Here is a 17526-nt window from a genome sequence, read left to right as displayed (position 1 = left end):
CTGTTTCGATCTAGAGAGAGTTCGGCAGGGCGACGATCTGGGCGACGAACTCATCGGTCCCGGTAAAGCCTACGCCGTAGAATTCGCAGCCGATGAAAGCGCAGTCACGCATCGGGATGGTCCCGATCGCCTTGTCCCCGACGGGCTTGAGCACCAGGTTGCGGATGTCGCCGCGGCTGTCGCCGAAATTGGTTTCGTCGAACGTCACGCCGTTGGAGACAAGGATAATCGCGGGCCCCTGGATGCGGCAGCCCTTGAAGGTGCGGCCCTGGATCAGGCCAGGCCCGTTCCTCGCAGCATGGGCGAAAACCTCAAAGAGGGTCAGATCGACATTCTCGAAAACCGCGGCGCCGAAGTCCTCGACCAGGGCGACGGGGCGGTTGATCGGCAGCAGGCTCATGTCAGGACAGTCCGCTGGCGGGGTTCGGCGCGGCAAAGGCCGAGAAGCCGTAGTGGGCCAGCCAGCGCGTGTCGGCCTCGAACATGGGGCGCAGGTCGGAGACGCCGTATTTCAGCATGGCCAGGCGGTCGACGCCCATGCCGAAGGCGAAGCCCTGACACTCGTCCGGGTCGATGCCAGCGTTACGCAGCACGTTCGGATGCACCATCCCGCAACCCAGGATCTCCAGCCAGTCCTCGCCCTCGTTCAGGGTCAGCTTGCCGCCCGAGCGGTCGCAGCGGATGTCCATCTCGGCCGAGGGCTCGGTGAAAGGGAAGTGGTGCGGGCGGAAACGGGCGTTGACGTCGTCCAGCTCGAAGAAGCGGGCGATGAAGGTCTCCAGCGTCGTCTTCAGATGACCCATGTGGATGTCGCGGTCGATCACCAGACCCTCGATCTGATGGAACATCGGCGTGTGCGTCGCGTCGGAATCCTTACGGAAGGTGCGACCGGGCGCGATGATGCGGATCGGCGGCTTCTGCGACATCATGGTCCGCACCTGCACCGGGCTGGTGTGGGTGCGCAGGACCTTGCGCTCGCCCGTTTCCGGGTCGGGCTTGAGGAAGAAGGTGTCGTGCATTTCCCGCGCCGGATGCTTGGGCGGGAAGTTCAGGGCGGTGAAGTTGTGGAAGTCGTCCTCGATGTCCGGGCCTTCGGCCACGGCGAAGCCCATCTCCGCGAAGAGGGCGATCATCTCGTCCATCACCTGCATGGTCGGGTGCACCCCGCCCTTGCGGCGCGGGCGGCTGGGCAGGGTCAGGTCGACGCGCTCGGCCAGCAGACGAGCGTCCAGCTCGGCGGCCTCCAGCTCGGCCTTCCTCGCGGCGATGCCGGCGCTGACGCGGTCGCGCAGGCCATTGATGATCGGCCCCTGTTCGCGGCGTTCATCGGGGCTGAGCGCGCCCATCCCTTTCAGCAGGGCCGAGATGGTCCCCGTCTTGCCGAGGGCGGCGACGCGCACCTCCTCGATCGCAGCGACGCTTTCGGCCGCTCCGATGGCGTTGATCAGGTCGAGTTCTAGCTGGGCGAGATCGGTCATGGTCCGCAGCGTCTAGCCCGACACGGCCGTCACGCAAAGCCTTCAGCGTCGATCGGGCTCAGTCCGCGAGAACGAATGTGACCTTCATGTTGACGCGGTATTCGGCGATCTCGCCGTTTCGGACCACCACCTTCTGGTCCTGAATCCAGGCCCCTTCGACGTGACGCAGGGTCTTGTCGGCCCGGGCGATCCCCTGGGCGACGGCGTCGTCGAAGCTGACGGTGGACGATGCGGTGATCTCGGTGACGCGGGCGACGGACATGGGCGAAGCCTCCTCAACCGCCGGCTCGCCTGTCGAACCGGCTGCCGAACCCAACGCCCGATCCGCCCAAAAAGTCCGACTTGGCCATGAAAAACGCCCGCCCCGGAAACCGGGACGGGCGTTTTCAGCATCAGTGATGCGGTATCGCTTAGGCGGCCAGAGCGGCGCGGACCTTGTCGGCGATGGCCTTGAAGCCGGCCTCGTCGGCGGCGATCGTCGACAGAACCTTGCGGTCCAGCACGATGCCGGCCTTGTCCAGGCCGTGGATGAACTGCGAGTAGGTGAAGCCTTCCAGACGGGCGGCGGCGTTGATGCGCTGGATCCACAGGGCGCGGAACGAACGCTTCTTGTTGCGACGGTCGCGGTAGGCGTACTGGCCGGCGCGGTCGACGGCGGCCTTGGCCGTACGGATCGTATTCTTGCGGCGGCCGTAGAAGCCCTTGGCCTGCTTCAGAACCTTCTTGTGCTTGGCGTGGGACGTAACGCCCCGTTTGACGCGTGCCATGTTTTTATTCCCTTCGGGAAGTCCCTAGCGCTCGACCCGCGGGGTCTCGCTGCTTGAGGGACTGTCGTTCAAATTCAGTGTGACAGGATGATCAGGTATGCAGCGCGCCGATCAGGCGTACGGCATGTAGGACTTGATCTTCTTGGCGTCGGCGTCGGCCATGACCGAAGTGCCGCGGTTTTGGCGGATGTACTTCGAGTTGTGGCTGATCAGACGGTGGCGCTTGCCGGCGACGCCAGCTTTCACCTTGCCCGTGGCCGTGAATTTGAAGCGCTTCTTGGCGCCAGACTTCGTCTTCAGTTTCGGCATTTTCACTCTCTCTGATTTTAGTGGGCTACCGCTCTGCGAGCTACATGAGCCCGTAGTGCGGAGCTGAAACGAACGGCCCAGGCATGCCTGTTAGCCCGGCTGTTCGGTACGCGAAGGGGCGGCTTTTACGGCGCCGCCCCCCCAAAAGCAAGACGCCCGGCGCCAGAACAGAGCGTCTGGGCCGGGCGTTTGAACCGGATCCGAGATCCTCACTCAAGTCGCGAGCCGCCGCGCGGCGAGCATAGCGACCCGAAAAGCCTCGCCAGGAGGCGGCAGCCTCTTAGCGAGGCGCCAGGATCATGATCATCTGGCGGCCTTCCATACGCGGGGCGTATTCGACCTTGGCGACTTCATCGAAGTCGGCCTGCACCTTGTTGAGCAGTTTCATGCCCAGTTCCGGGTGCGCCATTTCACGGCCGCGGAAGCGCAGGGTCACCTTGACCTTGTCGCCCTCCTCGAAGAAGCGGTGCATCGACTTGGCCTTGACCTCATAGTCATGGGTGTCGATGTTCGGACGAAGCTTGATTTCCTTGAGCTCGACGATCTTCTGACGCTTGCGCGCCTCGGCCTTCTTCTTCTGCTCCTGGAAACGATGCTTGCCGTAATCCAGGATCTTGCAGACCGGCGTCTCGGCGTTGCCGACGATCTGGACCAGATCCAGGCCAGCCTCTTCGGCGGCTTCCAGGGCGGCGGACAGCGGCATGACGCCCTGTTTCTCGCCGTTCTGATCGATCAGCAGAACGCGGGTGGCGCGGATTTCCTGGTTGATGGGCGGCCCGTCCTTGACGGGCGGCGCTTGCATGGGACGGCGAATGGGCGTCGTTTCCTTATGTGGTCAGAAGACAGGCTGTAATCTCTCGCGAGGATCAGCGCGCGACAGGGCGGCGCGTTCCCGGCGGGCGGAATATGACGACAGAAGCCCTGAAATTCAAGGCTGGTCAGGGTTTGCGCCGATGTAGGCGTCGTGCAGCGCCAACACGCCCTCGAATACATGGTCGACCGTCAGATCCTCGATCGGCGCGAACTGACCACGCGTCTCGTTGGAGGCGACGGTGCGGGTCTTCGGACCCCACGGCCCGTAAAGCCACCACTCGGTCGGTCCGAACAGGCCCAGCGTCGGACGGCCCAGCGCGGCCGAGACATGCATCAAACCGCTGTCGTTGCCGACGAACAGCGCCGCGCGATCAATGGCGGCGGCCGAGCACAGGATGTCGCCCTTGCCCACGCAGTCGATGGCGCGGTCGCCCGCAGCCTCCAGCGCCGGGGTCGCGGGCGGGCGGTCGCCGGGTCCGCCGACGGGCATGAAGCGCCAGCCGTCGAAGCGCGGCTCGGCCTTCAGCTTCTCGACCAGTTGGCCCCAGCGATCGGCGGGCCAGGACTTGCCCGGCTGGTGGGCGATGGGCGCCAGGGCGATGATCGGGCCTTCGCCCGACCCTGCCTGAAGCTGAGGATCGATGACGGCGGCGGCCTCGGCGCGGGCCTGGGCGTCGAGGAAGATCTCCGGATCCAGCGGCGCGGCCGACCCCATCAGGCGCGACACCATCTCGACCTTGCGCAGGCCCGTCTCCCAGCGGCGGTTGTAGACGATGCGCCGTCTGGCCGGGATCAGATACGCGAGCGCTGAGCCGCGAATGTCCACGACAAGATCCCATTTCGTGGCGCGCACCTGCTTCCACAGATCGACCCAGTGTCCGGCGGCCTTCTTCTTGTCGAGGATGATGACCCGCTCGACATTGGGCGCCGAGCGGAAGAAGGGCGCAGGCGGACGCCCGCAGGCCACGGTGATCTGAACCCCCGGCAGCTGGCGCGCGATCTCGCGGATCACCCCCGAGGAGATGACGCAATCGCCGATCCGGTTCGAACTGACAAAGAGGGCTTTGGGTGCGGACAAGCGGGGCTCTCGCGGCCTGTGAAGAAACGCCGTCTCTGCTAAAGCCATTCCGCGCCGAATGACAGTCCGAGGAGTTTCCATGTCCGACATCCAATCGCTGAAGCGCCCCGACGGCGAGACCCTGGCCTTCAAGACGGTGCGGGGCGTCGGCCCCACGGTCATCTGGATCGGCGGCTTCCGCTCGGACATGGAGGGAACCAAGGCCCTGGCGCTGGAAGCGGCGGCCCGCGAGCGCGGCTGGAACTATGTGCGCTACGACCATTTCGCCCATGGCCAATCGTCCGGCGACTGGAAACAGGCCACCATCGGCCGCTGGCGCGAGGACGCGATCGCCCTGATCGACAGTCTTGAAGGACCGGTGATCCCGGTGGGGTCCTCGATGGGCGGCTGGGTGGCCCTGCTGGCGACCCTGGCGCGACCGGAGCGGATCAAGGGTCTGGTCTTGGTCAATCCGGCCCAGGACTTCACCGAAAAGCTGATGTGGCCCGGCCTGGCCGACCACGAGCGCCAGGCCATCCTGCGCGAGGGCGAAACCGTCATCACCGAGGAAGGCTTGGGGTCCTATGTCCTGACCCGGCGCATGTTCGAGGAGGCGCGCGACTGGCTGCTGCTGGACGGCGTCATCGAGATCACCGCGCCCGTTCACGTCCTGCAAGGCCGAGCCGACGACGTGGTGCCGTGGCGCCATCAGGTCGAGCTGGCCGAGCGCCTGACCGGCGGCGACCTGCGTCTGGACCTGATCGAGGGCGGCGACCACCGCCTGTCGAACCCCGCCGATCTGGCGCGGTTGGTGGAGGCGGTGGAGGCTATGCGGGCTTAGCGCCGCGTCTTTCCTCCCCACTCTGTGGGGAGGGGGACCGCGTAGCGGTGGAGGGGCCTGCTCGGCGGGAACGGCCCCTCCGTCACGGCGCTATCGCGCCGCGCCACCTCCCCATGGAATGGGGAGGAAAGGCTCAAGCCATCACAGGATGAACCGGCTCAGGTCGATGTTCCTGGCCAGATCGCCGACCTTTTCGCGCACCTTGTCGCCGTCGAAGGTCAGGGTCTGGCCCGACAGGTCCGAGGCCTTGAAGCTGGTCTCTTCCAGCACCCGCTCCAGCACGGTCTGAAGCCGGCGCGCGCCGATGTTCTCGACGGTGGAGTTGGCCGCCACGGCGGCGTCGGCCATGGCCTCGACCGCATCATCGGTGAAGACCAGGGTCACGCCTTCGGTCTCCAGCAGGGCCTGGTTCTGACGGATCAGATTGGCCTCGGGCTCGGTCAGGATGCGCTTGAAGTCGTCGCGGGTCAGGGCCTTCAGCTCAACCCGGATCGGCAGGCGGCCCTGCAATTCGGGCAGCAGGTCCGAGGGCTTGGCCACATGGAAGGCGCCCGAGGCGATGAACAGGACATGGTCGGTCTTCACCGGCCCGTACTTGGTCGACACCGTCGTGCCCTCGATGAGGGGGAGAAGATCGCGCTGCACGCCTTCGCGTGAAACATCGGCCCCGGACGCCCCCTGTCGCGCCGCCACCTTGTCGATCTCGTCGAGGAAGACGATGCCCTCGTTTTCGGCCAGCAGCAGGGCCTCCTTGGTCAGGCTTTCCTGATCCAGCAGCTTGTCGCTTTCCTCGGTGACGAGCGGGGGAACAGCTTCGGCCACAGTCAGCTTGACCGTCTTGGTGCGGCCGCCGCCCATCTTGCCCAGCAGGTCCGACAGGTTCAGCAGGCCGACGTTGCCGCCGCCGCCCGGCATGTCCAGGCCCTGCAGCGGCGAGGTCGTGTCGGCCAGGGCGATCTCGATCTCCTTGTCGTCCAGTTCGCCCGCGCGCAGCTTCTTGCGGAAGGCGTCGCGGGTGGCGGGCTGCGAGCCCGGCCCCACCAGGGCGTCCAGAATGCGCTCCTCGGCCTGCCCCTCGGCGCGGGCCTTCACGCCCGCCCGGCGCTTCTCGCGCACCATGACCAGGGCGCTCTCGACCAGATCGCGCATGATCTGATCCACGTCGCGACCAACATAGCCGACCTCGGTGAACTTGGTCGCCTCGACCTTGAGGAAGGGCGAACCGGCCAGCCTGGCCAGGCGGCGGGCGATCTCGGTCTTGCCCACGCCCGTGGGGCCGATCATCAGGATGTTCTTGGGCGTGACTTCGTCGCGCAGATCCTCGGGCACGCGCTTGCGGCGCCAGCGGTTCCTCAGGGCCACGGCCACGGCGCGCTTGGCGTCGTCCTGGCCGACGATGAAGCGATCCAGTTCGGAGACGATTTCACGGGGGGATAGGTCGGTCATGATCGCCAGATAGGGGGTCTCAGCCGCCGGCGGGAGGGGGGGGGGGCGACGACAGGCGCGGCGGAAACGGGCGGGGCCGGGATCAGCTGGGCGAACATCAGGGCCCATCCGTCCGTCCCCTTGCGCCAGAGCCGCACATAGTGGCCGCGCCGCTCGGCCTCGTCCCGCGTCCAGCGCGCCGAGCCCCAGGTCCAGGCCAGGTCCAGGCCAGGTCGCCCGCGCGCGAGGCGCCGCCGCCCTCGGTCGGGCCGAAATCGAAGCTGGAGGGCCAGCCGTCCAGCGCCGCCGCCATGGCCGCCCGACCGATGGCCGGCGGGCGCGGCGCGACATAGAGCCGCCCGTCCTCGGCCAGCACCGCCAGATGGGCCGCCTTCTGATCCGTGCGCGCGGCCCCGGCCAGCTTCGCCTCGGCGCCCCGCACCTCGCTCATCGCCGCCTCGGGCGAGGCGGAGACGCCCTCGCCCGTCGCCATCAGGTCCGGCTCGCTGTCAGGGCCGGGAACCTCGGCCGCCGTGGCGCCGGAACCGCCGTCATAGACCCAGCGCCATCGGCCGTCCGGCTGGCAGGCCCAGAGGGTGAAGTAGTGCCCCGTGCGCGCGCCGTTGACCGCCACCCCGCCGGTGGTGAAGCCCAGGTCGCCCGACCGGGCGAGACCCGCCCAGTTCGGCCACCATTCCAGACGCGGCTCATCAACTGGACGCGCTGCATCGGGTGAGTAGACCTCGCGCACCGTCTGGGCGCGTCCCTCGGCGATGACCACGGCGTCGGGCAGGGCCCATTTGTTGAAGCTGCCGCCGACGCCCAGGCCGGGCGCATCGGCGGCGAAGGCCCGCTCGGCGGCCACCACCGGCGCGGGCGAAGACGCGGGACACGACGGCCTGTCCATGGCGAGCAAGGCGGCGGCGACCATCAGGGCGGTGAGCGGCATGGCGATTACCTCCGCCGACCATTGATCGCCCGGAAGCGCGTCCTGTCGCGTTAATTCGCTGAAAGCCGACGCTCAGGCGACCAACCGCCTGAAACCCAGCGGGGACGCGCTCAAGAAGCGCGCGACCGCGTCGCGTGCGTTAGCGCCCTATAAGCTGCTCAAGCAGCGCGGCTCCGCGAGCCGGGCGATAGCGCCCTACGACCGCTCAAGCAGCGAGCCGCCGCGCGGCGAGCGTAGCGCCCTTAAAGACTCTCGATGGTCAGATTGCCGTTGGTGTAGACGCAGATTTCGGCGGCGATCTTCATGGCCTTGCGGGCGATCTGCTCGGCATCCTGTTCGCTGCTTTCGTCGATCAGGGCGCGGGCGGCGGCCAGGGCGTAGTTGCCGCCCGATCCGACGGCGGCCACGCCGTACTCCGGCTCCAGCACGTCGCCTACGCCGGTGACCGTCAGAATGGTGTCCTTGTCGGCGACCAGCAGCATGGCCTCCAGCCGACGCAGATAGCGGTCGGTGCGCCAGTCCTTGGCCAGTTCGACGCAGGCGCGGGCCAACTGGTCGGGGTATTGCTCCAGCTTGGCCTCCAGCCGCTCGATCAGGGTCAGGGCATCGGCCGTGGCTCCGGCGAAACCGGCCAGCACCTTGCCGCCCGCCAGGGTGCGCACCTTGCGCGCCGCGCCCTTGACGATGGTCGGCCCCATAGAGACCTGGCCGTCGCCGGCGATGACGGTGCGGCCGTTCTTGCGCACCGCCAGAATGGTGGTGCCGTGCCAGTCGGGAAAGCTCGAGGTCTGGGTCATGGTCGCTCAGATGGCGAGGAAAGATCGCGCTCGCAAGACGCCGCCGCGCCGCAGGGACTTCCGTTTTGTTAACCCTGCCATGACAGGGGAGCCTTCCCCAGTCGCCTCGCCTAGCGTTCGAGTACCCGCCTTGCCTCTGCACCGCGCCATCTATGTCAGCGACGCCGTCGGCGAGGCTGCGACCAGCCTGCTGGTTCTCGCCGAAATCCTCGGCGCCTCGGAACGCAACAATCGTCGCGACGGCCTGACCGGGGCTCTGATGCGCCACGGCGGCCGCTTCATGCAGGCCATCGAGGGGCGCCGCGCCGACGTGGATCGGCTGATGGACCGACTGCGCGCCGATCCCCGTCACCAGAACATCCGCCTGCTGTCCGACCAGGACGTCGCCGGCCGCCTCTTTCCCGAGTGGCCGATGACCCTGGCCCAGATGACGCCCGCCGCCGCGCGCGTGCTGAACGGCGCCGGGTTGGACCAGTTGAGCCCTGATCGCGCCGAAACCTTGCTGAGCACGGCGACGCAGGCCCTGACTGTTCCGGCCTGACGGGCCGCCGCGACTGCGCTAGACAGGGCGCGTGATCCAGCCTGCCGCCCCCGCCCCTGTCCGTTTTTCCGACGAGGAAGTCGACCGTTACGCGCGTCAGCTGGTGCTGTCCGAGATCGGCGGCCCCGGCCAGCAGGCCCTGAAGCGCGCGCGGATGCTGATCGTCGGCCTGGGCGGGGTCGGGGCGCCCGCCGCCCTCTACCTGGCCGCCGCCGGGGTCGGGACCCTGGGTCTGATCGACCATGACGCGGTCGCCCTGTCCAACCTGCAGCGGCAGATCATCTTCGCCACCGCCGACGCCGGACGTCCCAAGGTCGAGGCGGGCGCCGCGCATCTGGCCGCCCTCAATCCGCATGTCGCCGTGGAGCCCTTCATCGAGCGGCTGACGCCCGACAACGCCCGCGACATCATCGAGCGCTTCGATCTGGTGCTGGACGGCACGGATGATTTCGACACCCGCTTCGCCGTCAACGCCGCCTGCGTGGCGACGGGAACGCCTTTGGTTTCAGGCGCTCTGGGGCGCTGGAACGGTCAGGTCAGCGTCTTCACCGGCGAGCCCTGCTATCAATGCCTGGTGCCCGAAACCCCGCCCGACGCCGAGACCTGCGCCCGGGTCGGCGTGGTCGGCGCCCTTGCCGGCGTCATCGGCGCCATGACGGCCCTGGAGGCGATCAAGCTGATCACAGGCGCGGGCGCCCCTCTGACCGGTCGCCTGATGCTCTACGACGGCCTGGGCGGAAGCAGCCGGGTGGTGAAGATCGCCGCCGACCCGGCCTGCCCGGTCTGCGGATCAGCCCACGCCTAGAGCATGGCCGGGATGACCCGGTCGGGCGGCCGGTGGCCGTTCTGATAGGTCATGATGTTGGCGATGACGCGGTCCCCCATGTCCTGACGCGCCTCGATCGTGGCCGACCCGAGATGGGGCAGCAGGACCACGTTGGCGCGGCCCATCAGGCCCGGATGCACCGCCGGTTCGTGCTCGAACACGTCCAGACCCACGCCGAACAGGGCGCGACGATCCAGAGCCTCGACCAGCGCCGCCTCGTCGATCAGTTCGCCGCGCGCGGTGTTGACCAGAATGGCGTGGGGCTGCAGCCGCGCGATGCGCTCGGCAGACAGGATGTAGCGGGTGTCTTTGGTGGCCGGACAGTTCAGCGAGATGACGTCCATCCGCGCCAGCATCTGATCCAGATCATCCCACCAGGTCGCGCCCAGTTCCTCGGCGATCATGTCCGAGACGGGTTTGCGGTTGTGATAGTGGACCTGCATGCCGAAAGCCTTGGCCCGGCGCGCCAGGGCCTGGCCGATGCGGCCCATGCCGACGATGCCCAGGCGCTTGCCCCACAGCTTGCGGCCGCACATCCAGGTCGGGCTCCAGCCCTGGAACTGGCCCGCCGCGACGACATTGGCGCCTTCGACGATGCGGCGGCTGACGGCCATGATCAGGCTCATGGTCAGGTCGGCGGTGTCCTCGGTCAGGACGCCAGGGGTGTTGGTGACGATGATTCCGCGGCCCACGGCGGCGTCGATGTCGATATGGTCCACGCCCGCGCCGAAGTTGGCGATCATCTTCAACTGCTCGCCAGCCCCCGCGATCAGCTCGGCGTCCAGATGGTCGGTGATGGTCGGGATCAGGACCTCGGCGCGCTGCAGGGCGGCGGCCAGGTCGTCGCGCGACATCGGACGGTCGGTCAGGTTCAGTTCGGCGTCGAACAGCTCGCGCAGGCGCGTTTCCACCGTATCGGGCAGGCGTCTGGTTAATACGACCTTAAGCTTGCGAGCGGACATAGGAAGCCTGGGTTTCGACGGGCGGTAACGCCCGAACGGGACGTGTCGATCCGGTGTCTAGCAAAGCTGTGGTCAGGTTCAAAAGTTTCCGGCGTATCGCCGTCATCGCCGCCGTCCTCGGATCGGGCGTCTTCGCGGGCGCCAGCGCCCGCATGCCTGACGGCCGGCCGACCCCGACAGGTCTGGAAGTGCCGCGCTGGGTCACGCTGAAATCCTCTCAGGTCCGCGCCCGTCAGGGGCCGGGCCTCGATTACCAGATCCTGTGGGAATATCGCGCTGCGGGCCTGCCCGTGCAGGTGATCGCCGAGACCAAGGAGTGGCGCAAGATCTGCGATCCGGACGGTTCGGTTGCGTGGATCCACCGCACCGTCGCCTCGGGCCGTCGCAGCGTCTTCAACCGCTCGGCCGAAGAGATCATGATCCACTCGGGCCGATCCGCCACCTCGTCGGTGCGGGCCCGCCTGTCGCCGCGCTCCATCGTCTCCCTGGACGAATGCGAAGACGGCTGGTGCCGGGTGCGCGTGCGCAAGATCCGGGGCTGGGTGCCCGAACGGGCGGTCTTCGGAACCCAGGAACGCGCCCTGTGCAACGCCGCCCGGCCCGCCGGCGCCGGTCGCAGCTAGACTTCACAACAGTTGAGCGGGCGCGCAGGGTCGTGTAACCCGCCCGCAACACTTCCGGAGCGTCATCCTTGAGCCAGTCCCAATATCCGTCGTCGTTCGATCATGAAGGCCTGCTGGCCTCAGGCCGTGGCGAGCTGTTCGGTCCGGGCAACGCCCAGCTGCCGGCCCCGCCGATGCTGATGTTCGACCGCATCAAGACCATCACCGCCGACGGCGGCGACTACGGCAAGGGCTATGTCGAGGCTGAACTCGACATCAACCCGGACCTCTGGTTCTTCCAGTGCCACTTCATCGGCGACCCGGTCATGCCCGGCTGCCTCGGCCTGGACGCCATGTGGCAGCTGGTCGGCTTCTATCTCGGCTGGATCGGCGGCCCCGGCAAGGGCCGCGCCCTGGGGGTCGGCGAGGTCAAGTTCACCGGCCAGGTGACCCCGGACGTCAAGAAGGTGGTCTATAAGGTCCACCTGAAGCGCGTCATCAACCGCAAGCTGGTCATGGGCATCGCCGACGGCGTGCTCGAGGCCGACGGCGAGGTCATCTACACCTGCGCCGACATGCGCGTCGGCCTGTTCGGCGGCGCGGCCACGGTGGCGTCGACGGACGCCTGACCCCATTTGATGCAGACCGCGGTCAACGCGGCGCCTGAAGACTGAATGTTAGGAAACACCATGCGGCGTGTCGTCGTCACCGGATTGGGCATCGTCTCCTCCATCGGCACCGGCCAGGACGAGGTCGCGGCCTCCCTGCGCGAAGCCAAGTCGGGCGTCCAGCACGCCGCCGACCACGCCAAGTACGGTTTCCGCTCGCAGGTCTGGGCGCCGCCGGCCCTGGGCGTCACCGCCGAGGACTGGGCGCCCCTGGTGGACCGCCGCGCCGCCCGCTTCCTGGCCAACGGCACGGCCTGGGCCCATATCGCCTTTGAAGAGGCCCTGAAGGACAGCGGTCTGAGCGCCGACGAAATCAAGGACGAGCGGATCGGCCTGATCGTCGGCGAAGGCGGCCCCTCGACCCAGGTCATCCTGCAGGCGGCCCAGACGACCGTCGAAAAGGGCTCGCCCAAGCGCGTCGGCCCCTTCGCCGTGCCCAAGGCCATGGCCAGCGGCCCATCGGCCGTCCTGGCCACCTGGTTCGAACTCAAGGGAATCAACTATTCGATCTCCTCGGCCTGCGCGACCTCGGCTCACTGCATCGGCGCCGCCGCCGAGCAGATCGCGTGGGGCAAGCAGGACGTGGTCTTCGCGGGCGGCTGCGAAGACATCGACTGGTCCATGTCGAACATGTTCGACGCCATGGGCGCCATGTCCTCCAACTTCAACGAGACGCCCTCGGTCGCCTCGCGCGCCTATGACAAGGACCGCGACGGCTTCGTCATCGCCGGCGGCGCCGGCATCGTGGTGCTTGAGGAATACGAACGCGCCGTGGCGCGCGGCGCGACCATCTACGCTGAAGTCACCGGCTACGCCGCCAACTCGGACGGCTACGACATGGTCGCCCCCTCGGGCGAGGGCGCCGAGCGCTGCATGAAGCTGGCCCTGAAGATGGCGGGCGATCCGAAGATCGACTACCTGAACCCGCACGGCACCTCGACGCCGGTCGGCGACGCCAAGGAGATGGGCGCGGTGCGCAACGTCTTCGGCGACGACCTGCCGATGATCTCCTCGACCAAGTCGCTGACGGGCCACTCGCTCGGCGCGGCGGGCGCGCAGGAAGCCATCTACTGCCTGCTGATGATGAAGCACGGCTTCGCCGCCGAAAGCGCCCACATCGAAAACCTGGACCCCGAGTTCGAGGGCATGCCGATCCTGCGCGAACGCCACGACGGCGAACTGAAGCACGTCATGTCCAACAGCTTCGGCTTCGGCGGCACCAACGGCACCCTGATCCTGTCCAAGGTCTAGAAACCGTCCAACCGGCGAAAATTGTCGCCTCGGACACGAAAATAACGCCATTCGGCCCTTCGTCCGCCCGGATGGACGTTCAAAAAGGCACCATCGGCCTGTCGGAGTTCGGAAAAGTCCCGGATCCTGAACAGCCCCCCCAGCCCCCCAGGATTTTTCCGCTAAAGGGCTTCGACGGGCCGATGCTTCCTCCAAGCAGAGACGCCCGCGACCGCCCTCCTCCCCCTCCTGGCGACGCGGGCGTTTTGCTGTCTGGACCTCAGTGAGACGGATCAGCCGGGCAGGCTGATCGTTGTCCGCTCGCCGTCGCGCATCACCGTCAGCTCGACCGCGCCGTCTTGCAGAGCCCCTGCCAGGGCGGCCATGTCGGCCACGCGCGCGCCGCCGACCTCGACCACCACGTCGCCCGCCTGAACCCCCGCCGCTGCTGCGACCGAACCGCCCTCGACCACGGTGACCTGCGCCCCTGCGCCCTCTCCCGAATTGCGGAAAGTCAGGCCGCGCGCCATCGCCGCGCTGCGCCCAAGGCGCACGGCGGGCAGGTCAGCGGACTGCACCGTCAGGCTCGCCGTGGCCTCGCGCCCGTCCCGTAGATAGACCACCGGCAGGGTCGCGCCGGGCCGGGCGATGCCGACGGTGGCCTGGACCGAACCCGCGTTGGCCACGGGACGGTTCTGCAGACGCGTGATGACGTCGCCGGGACGCAGGCCCGCCTGCTCTGCCGCCGAGCCGGGCGCCGCGTCATAGACCACAGCCCCGCGCACAATGTTCAGGCCCATCTCGCGCGCCCGTTCGGCCGTCAGCGAGCCCAGGGCCACGCCGATCTGGCCGCGCTTGACCTCGCCGGTGGCGCGCAACTGGTCGACCACGAACATCATGATGCGGGTCGGCACGGCGAAGGCGATGCCGTCGTTGCCGCCGCCCATGCCGCCGGACAGGATGGCCGTGTTGATGCCGATCAGCCGCCCCCGGCTGTCCAGCAGCGGCCCGCCCGAATTGCCCGAGTTCACCGCCGCGTCGGTCTGGATATAGTCCTCGATGGCGTCGCCCATGCCTGAGCGATTCAGGCCCGAAATGACCCCCATGGTCAGGGTCTGGTCGAGGCCCAAAGGATAGCCGACGGCGAAGGCCAGGTCGCCGGTGCGCAGGGTGTCGGAATCGACCGTCTGGACCTGCGACAGGCCCGACGCCTCGATCTTCAGCACGGCGATGTCGGTGGCCTTGTCCGCCCCGATCAGGGTCGCGTCGAACAGGCGGCCGTCGATCATGTCGACGGTGAACTTCTGGCCGTTCTCGATGACGTGGTGGTTGGTGACGATGATGCCGTTCGCGGCGTCGATGATAACGCCCGATCCGCCCTGCGAGGGCTTGGGATCGCCTTCCGAACGCGGGCCGCGCGACTGGCCCAGGGTGGTCACCTGGACCACGGCAGGCAAGGAGGCGTCGAGGCCCGAGGCGAAGGTGAAAACCCCGCGCCGCGCATCATAAGGCAAACCCTGGACCGCAGGCGTCTGGGCCGAGGCAGCCGCCGGAGCCGCCGTCGCCGCAACCGGCGCAGCGCTCAGGGTCAGGACAAAGGCGGCGCCGGTCGAGGCCAGCAGGGTGTGTCGCATCATGGTCGGTCCCTTCGCAGACCCACAGCCTAGCGCGGGAAGTCGGTCGTGACGACCGCCTATGAACCAAAGCCGATGCTGGAGCGTACTCAGAAAAATCGTCGGTTCTCGACGATGGAGGGATCCTATGAGCAGAACGTTCCCAAGCGCGGTCTCGACAGCCTGCCTGGCCCTGTGCACCGCCGCTTGCGCCACCGCCCCGGAGCCGACATCCGGTTTCCTCTCCAGCTATGAAGGACTTGCAGCCCGCTCGGACACGGTGCGCGCCTCTGTGCGACAGCGGCGGGACGAGCAGGCCGCCCGCGCCGTGGAAAAGGTTCATATCGAACGCGCCGTGCTGACGTCGGACGCGGCCCCGGCCCTGCGCGCCGAAGACTGGAGCCTGGTGCTGGGCGAGATGGATCGTCAGGTCTGCTATGAATTGAGCGAACGCTTCACGGTCCTGGACGCCCCTGCGCCGGATGCCGCCAGGGTTCGTCTGGCCGCGACGCGCATCAGCCCCACCGGTCAGGCGGGATCGGCCGCCTCGGCCGTCGCCAGCTACTTCATCCCCGGCCCGATCGGACTGCGGGCGCCGGGCACCACCGGCGGCCTGGCCGCCGAAGCCGAGCTGCTGGACCCCGATGGCCGTCAGGTCGCGGCCATCGTCTGGGCCCGCAACGCCACCGTCGTCGGCACGGACGACCCGTCCCTGTCGCGCGTCGGCGACGCTCATCAGTTGGCCGAGGTCTTTGGCGACATGGTCGGCGACGCCTTCGCCCCCGCCGACCGCAAGCCGCGCCCAATCGCCCAGCCCGACCCCTGCTCACGCTTCGGCCCGCGCGTCCGGCCCGAGGGCTTCGTCGTGCGCGCCGTCACGGGCCTGTATCAACCCGAGGTCAGCGGGGGCAGGAGACAGGAAGAAACGGCGCCGGCCGACGCCGACCGCCCCTAGAAGGCGCTTTCGCCCGTGATGGCCCGGCCCAGGATGAGGGCATGGACGTCGTGGGCGCCTTCATAGGTGTTGACGGTTTCCAGGTTCATGGCGTGGCGCATGACGTGCAGTTCGCCCGTGATGCCGGCGCCGCCGTGCATGTCGCGGGCTTCACGGGCCACGGCCAGGGCCTTGCCGCAGTTGTTGCGCTTCATCAGGCTGATGGCCTCCGGCACCCAGGCGCCGGTATCCAGCAGACGACCCAGGGCATAGGCGCCCTCGAAGCCGAGGAAGATCTCGGTCTGCATGTCGGCCAGCTTCTTCTGCACCAGCTGGCGCGACGACAGGGGGCGGCCGAACAGCATGCGCTCAGCCACATAGTCGCGGCTGGCGTGGAAGCAGAACTCGGCGGCGCCCATGGCCCCCCAGGCGATGCCGAAGCGCGCCTTGTTCAGGCAACTGAACGGACCGCGCAGGCCCTGCACGCCCGGCAGGATGTTAGCTTCCGGCACGAAGACGTCGTTCAGGCCGATGTCCCCGGTGATCGAGGCGCGCAAGCTGAGCTTGTCGCCGATCTTGTCCGTGGTGAAGCCGTCGAAGTCGCGCTCGACGATGAAGCCGCGGATCTTGTCGTCGAGCTTGGCCCAGACAATCGCCAGGTCGCTGATCGGGCTGTTGGTGATCCAGTATTTGGCGCCGTTCAGGCGATAGCCGCCCTCGACCTTGACCGCCTTGGTCTTCATCGAGGCCGGGTCCGACCCGCCGTCGGCCTCGGTCAGACCGAAGCAGCCGACCAGTTCACCCGCCGCCATTTTAGGAAGGAATTTAAGTTTCTGTTCTTCCGAACCGAAGGCGTAGATCGGGTACATGGCCAGCGACGACTGGACGCTCATGGCCGAGCGATAGCCGCTGTCGACCGCCTCGACCTCGCGCGCGATCAGGCCATAGGCCACGTGGCTGGCTTCCGAGCCGCCGTATTGTTCCGGCAGCATGGCGCCGAGGAAGCCCATCTCGCCCATCTCGGTCATGATGGCGCGATCAAAGGCCTCGTCGCGGAAGGCCTCGACCACGCGCGGCAGCAGGGCCTCGCGGGCATAGGCGCGCGCCGCGTCCTGGATCATCCGCTCGTCGTCCGTCAGGCGGCCGCGCAGGTCGAAGGGATCGTCCCAACGGAAGGTCTGTTGCGAAGCGTGCGAGCCGTCGGCCATGGATGTTTCCTGAGCAGTTCAGTGTGCGGGGTTCTCTGGGCCGTCACGCGCGGGTCATCAGAGCGTGACGATGCGACCCCTGTTCCGAGGGCCGGTTTAGGCGATAATGAAGGGGCCGGGTAGAGGGAGGTGGGGAACCGCGTTAGGCTGGGATCATGTCGAGCACGTTTTCACGTCTGTTCCGCGATCACCCGCGTGAGGTCAGCGAGACCTATCTGGAGCACATGGCCGCCTCATCGCGTTTCGGCTTCAAGCTGATGCGCCTGGCCGCCTGCGCCTTCACCCATGCGGTCGTGCCGGGCGTGCACAAGAGCACGGTGTCCGACGCCATTCGCGGCATGGCCCGCGACATGGGCGGCCGCGCCGAGGAAGCTCGCGAATGCCGGATGCGCGACGCCGGGGTCTGGGACGTGGGGCTCTAGGACAGGAATTCTCCTCCCCTGCATGGGGAGGGTGGCTGGCTCGTAGCGTCAGACGGGTGGGGGCGCTGGGCTGTTTCAAGCGCA

General features: G+C 67.8%; 21 protein-coding genes. 8 read left to right on the top strand and 13 right to left on the bottom strand.

Features of this window, described 5'->3' with window-relative positions:
- Positions 1 to 10 precede the first annotated feature (10 nt).
- From B3K53_RS13735 to B3K53_RS13705, 7 genes are all read right to left on the bottom strand, one after another.
- Positions 11 to 400 (bottom strand): hypothetical protein, encoded by a 390-nt coding sequence (locus tag B3K53_RS13735; RefSeq protein WP_292085034.1) that lies wholly within the window; start codon positions 398 to 400, stop codon positions 11 to 13.
- Between the two features lies 1 nt (position 401).
- Positions 402 to 1478, bottom strand: coding sequence for a phenylalanine--tRNA ligase subunit alpha (gene pheS, locus B3K53_RS13730; RefSeq protein ID WP_292085033.1), 1077 nt, complete (start codon positions 1476 to 1478; stop codon positions 402 to 404).
- Positions 1479 to 1536: 58 nt separating this feature from the next.
- On the bottom strand, positions 1537 to 1740 hold the full coding sequence (locus B3K53_RS13725; RefSeq protein ID WP_292085032.1) for a dodecin family protein: 204 nt from the start codon (positions 1738 to 1740) through the stop codon (positions 1537 to 1539).
- A gap of 148 nt (positions 1741 to 1888) precedes the next feature.
- A complete protein-coding gene (gene rplT / locus B3K53_RS13720) occupies positions 1889 to 2245 on the bottom strand; it encodes a 50S ribosomal protein L20 (protein WP_292085030.1) in 357 nt (118 codons plus the stop codon).
- Between the two features lie 111 nt (positions 2246 to 2356).
- The gene (gene rpmI, locus B3K53_RS13715) at positions 2357 to 2554 is read right to left on the bottom strand and encodes a 50S ribosomal protein L35 (RefSeq protein WP_003166435.1); all 198 of its coding nucleotides are present in this window, start codon (positions 2552 to 2554) and stop codon (positions 2357 to 2359) included.
- Between the two features lie 280 nt (positions 2555 to 2834).
- The gene (infC, locus tag B3K53_RS13710; RefSeq protein ID WP_292085029.1) at positions 2835 to 3356 is read right to left on the bottom strand and encodes a translation initiation factor IF-3; all 522 of its coding nucleotides are present in this window, start codon (positions 3354 to 3356) and stop codon (positions 2835 to 2837) included.
- A gap of 126 nt (positions 3357 to 3482) precedes the next feature.
- Positions 3483 to 4445, bottom strand: a complete 963-nt coding sequence (locus B3K53_RS13705) for a glycosyltransferase family 9 protein (protein ID WP_292085028.1) — start codon at positions 4443 to 4445, stop codon at positions 3483 to 3485.
- A 79-nt stretch (positions 4446 to 4524) separates the two neighbouring features.
- Here B3K53_RS13705 and B3K53_RS13700 point away from each other — a divergent pair, with 79 nt between their 5' ends.
- Positions 4525 to 5265, top strand: a complete 741-nt coding sequence (locus B3K53_RS13700) for an alpha/beta fold hydrolase (RefSeq protein ID WP_292085026.1) — start codon at positions 4525 to 4527, stop codon at positions 5263 to 5265.
- A gap of 141 nt (positions 5266 to 5406) precedes the next feature.
- Here the strand turns inward: B3K53_RS13700 and hslU are convergent, their stop codons facing one another.
- From hslU to hslV, 3 genes are all read right to left on the bottom strand, one after another.
- Positions 5407 to 6711, bottom strand: coding sequence for an ATP-dependent protease ATPase subunit HslU (gene hslU / locus B3K53_RS13695; protein WP_292085025.1), 1305 nt, complete (start codon positions 6709 to 6711; stop codon positions 5407 to 5409).
- 97 nt (positions 6712 to 6808) lie between these two features.
- Positions 6809 to 7639, bottom strand: a complete 831-nt coding sequence (locus B3K53_RS13690) for a hypothetical protein (RefSeq protein WP_292085023.1) — start codon at positions 7637 to 7639, stop codon at positions 6809 to 6811.
- A gap of 242 nt (positions 7640 to 7881) precedes the next feature.
- A complete protein-coding gene (gene hslV, locus B3K53_RS13685) occupies positions 7882 to 8436 on the bottom strand; it encodes an ATP-dependent protease subunit HslV (RefSeq protein ID WP_292085021.1) in 555 nt (184 codons plus the stop codon).
- A 130-nt stretch (positions 8437 to 8566) separates the two neighbouring features.
- Here hslV and B3K53_RS13680 point away from each other — a divergent pair, with 130 nt between their 5' ends.
- Positions 8567 to 8977, top strand: coding sequence for a BLUF domain-containing protein (locus B3K53_RS13680; RefSeq protein ID WP_292085020.1), 411 nt, complete (start codon positions 8567 to 8569; stop codon positions 8975 to 8977).
- A 31-nt stretch (positions 8978 to 9008) separates the two neighbouring features.
- On the top strand, positions 9009 to 9782 hold the full coding sequence (locus tag B3K53_RS13675; RefSeq protein WP_292085018.1) for a HesA/MoeB/ThiF family protein: 774 nt from the start codon (positions 9009 to 9011) through the stop codon (positions 9780 to 9782).
- On the opposite strand, the gene B3K53_RS13670 is transcribed toward B3K53_RS13675, so the two are convergent.
- Complete coding sequence (locus B3K53_RS13670) at positions 9779 to 10765, bottom strand: 2-hydroxyacid dehydrogenase (protein ID WP_292085016.1); 987 nt, start codon at positions 10763 to 10765, stop codon at positions 9779 to 9781. The two genes, B3K53_RS13675 and B3K53_RS13670, sit on opposite strands and share 4 nt — an antisense overlap.
- A gap of 53 nt (positions 10766 to 10818) precedes the next feature.
- On the opposite strand from B3K53_RS13670, the gene B3K53_RS13665 reads away from it, so the two are divergent.
- The 3 genes from B3K53_RS13665 to fabB all read left to right on the top strand — a co-directional run bounded on the left by B3K53_RS13665 (position 10819) and on the right by fabB (position 13286).
- Positions 10819 to 11388, top strand: coding sequence for an SH3 domain-containing protein (locus B3K53_RS13665; protein ID WP_292085015.1), 570 nt, complete (start codon positions 10819 to 10821; stop codon positions 11386 to 11388).
- A 68-nt stretch (positions 11389 to 11456) separates the two neighbouring features.
- Complete coding sequence (gene fabA / locus B3K53_RS13660; RefSeq protein WP_207824497.1) at positions 11457 to 11996, top strand: 3-hydroxyacyl-[acyl-carrier-protein] dehydratase FabA; 540 nt, start codon at positions 11457 to 11459, stop codon at positions 11994 to 11996.
- A gap of 60 nt (positions 11997 to 12056) precedes the next feature.
- On the top strand, positions 12057 to 13286 hold the full coding sequence (fabB, locus tag B3K53_RS13655) for a beta-ketoacyl-ACP synthase I (protein ID WP_292085014.1): 1230 nt from the start codon (positions 12057 to 12059) through the stop codon (positions 13284 to 13286).
- A 272-nt stretch (positions 13287 to 13558) separates the two neighbouring features.
- On the opposite strand, the gene B3K53_RS13650 is transcribed toward fabB, so the two are convergent.
- Positions 13559 to 14902 carry a S1C family serine protease gene (locus tag B3K53_RS13650; RefSeq protein WP_292085012.1) on the bottom strand — a complete coding sequence of 448 codons (1344 nt, stop codon included), beginning with the start codon at positions 14900 to 14902 and terminating at the stop codon, positions 13559 to 13561.
- Positions 14903 to 15026: 124 nt separating this feature from the next.
- Here B3K53_RS13650 and B3K53_RS13645 point away from each other — a divergent pair, with 124 nt between their 5' ends.
- Positions 15027 to 15833: a DUF3313 domain-containing protein gene (locus B3K53_RS13645; RefSeq protein WP_292085011.1), complete on the top strand. Its 807-nt coding sequence runs from the start codon at positions 15027 to 15029 to the stop codon at positions 15831 to 15833.
- Here the strand turns inward: B3K53_RS13645 and B3K53_RS13640 are convergent.
- The gene (locus B3K53_RS13640; protein ID WP_292085010.1) at positions 15830 to 17020 is read right to left on the bottom strand and encodes an acyl-CoA dehydrogenase; all 1191 of its coding nucleotides are present in this window, start codon (positions 17018 to 17020) and stop codon (positions 15830 to 15832) included. The two genes, B3K53_RS13645 and B3K53_RS13640, sit on opposite strands and share 4 nt — an antisense overlap.
- Before the next feature lie 155 nt (positions 17021 to 17175).
- Between B3K53_RS13640 and B3K53_RS13635 the strand changes: the two genes are divergently transcribed.
- Positions 17176 to 17442 (top strand): DUF6356 family protein, encoded by a 267-nt coding sequence (locus B3K53_RS13635; protein WP_292085009.1) that lies wholly within the window; start codon positions 17176 to 17178, stop codon positions 17440 to 17442.
- The last annotated feature ends 84 nt before the right edge of the window (positions 17443 to 17526 follow it).

The organism is Brevundimonas sp. UBA7506 (assembly GCF_002479495.1).
Classification (GTDB): Bacteria; Pseudomonadota; Alphaproteobacteria; order Caulobacterales; family Caulobacteraceae; genus Brevundimonas.
Note: the sequence above shows the minus strand (reverse complement) of the source record. Positions and strands in the feature narration are given on the sequence as shown.

Excerpts from the sequence above, each read along its gene's own strand:
- B3K53_RS13735 (WP_292085034.1), bottom strand. The coding sequence starts at position 400 with ATGAGCCTGCTGCCGATCAACCGCCCCGTCGCCCTGGTCGAGGACTTC.
- pheS (WP_292085033.1), bottom strand. The coding sequence starts at position 1,478 with ATGACCGATCTCGCCCAGCTAGAACTCGACCTGATCAACGCCATCGGA.
- B3K53_RS13725 (WP_292085032.1), bottom strand. The coding sequence starts at position 1,740 with ATGTCCGTCGCCCGCGTCACCGAGATCACCGCATCGTCCACCGTCAGC.
- rplT (WP_292085030.1), bottom strand. The coding sequence starts at position 2,245 with ATGGCACGCGTCAAACGGGGCGTTACGTCCCACGCCAAGCACAAGAAG.
- rpmI (WP_003166435.1), bottom strand. The coding sequence starts at position 2,554 with ATGCCGAAACTGAAGACGAAGTCTGGCGCCAAGAAGCGCTTCAAATTC.
- infC (WP_292085029.1), bottom strand. The coding sequence starts at position 3,356 with ATGCAAGCGCCGCCCGTCAAGGACGGGCCGCCCATCAACCAGGAAATC.
- B3K53_RS13700 (WP_292085026.1), top strand. The coding sequence starts at position 4,525 with ATGTCCGACATCCAATCGCTGAAGCGCCCCGACGGCGAGACCCTGGCC.
- hslU (WP_292085025.1), bottom strand. The coding sequence starts at position 6,711 with ATGACCGACCTATCCCCCCGTGAAATCGTCTCCGAACTGGATCGCTTC.
- B3K53_RS13690 (WP_292085023.1), bottom strand. The coding sequence starts at position 7,639 with ATGCCGCTCACCGCCCTGATGGTCGCCGCCGCCTTGCTCGCCATGGAC.
- hslV (WP_292085021.1), bottom strand. The coding sequence starts at position 8,436 with ATGACCCAGACCTCGAGCTTTCCCGACTGGCACGGCACCACCATTCTG.
- B3K53_RS13670 (WP_292085016.1), bottom strand. The coding sequence starts at position 10,765 with ATGTCCGCTCGCAAGCTTAAGGTCGTATTAACCAGACGCCTGCCCGAT.
- fabB (WP_292085014.1), top strand. The coding sequence starts at position 12,057 with ATGCGGCGTGTCGTCGTCACCGGATTGGGCATCGTCTCCTCCATCGGC.
- B3K53_RS13650 (WP_292085012.1), bottom strand. The coding sequence starts at position 14,902 with ATGATGCGACACACCCTGCTGGCCTCGACCGGCGCCGCCTTTGTCCTG.
- B3K53_RS13645 (WP_292085011.1), top strand. The coding sequence starts at position 15,027 with ATGAGCAGAACGTTCCCAAGCGCGGTCTCGACAGCCTGCCTGGCCCTG.
- B3K53_RS13640 (WP_292085010.1), bottom strand. The coding sequence starts at position 17,020 with ATGGCCGACGGCTCGCACGCTTCGCAACAGACCTTCCGTTGGGACGAT.
- B3K53_RS13635 (WP_292085009.1), top strand. The coding sequence starts at position 17,176 with ATGTCGAGCACGTTTTCACGTCTGTTCCGCGATCACCCGCGTGAGGTC.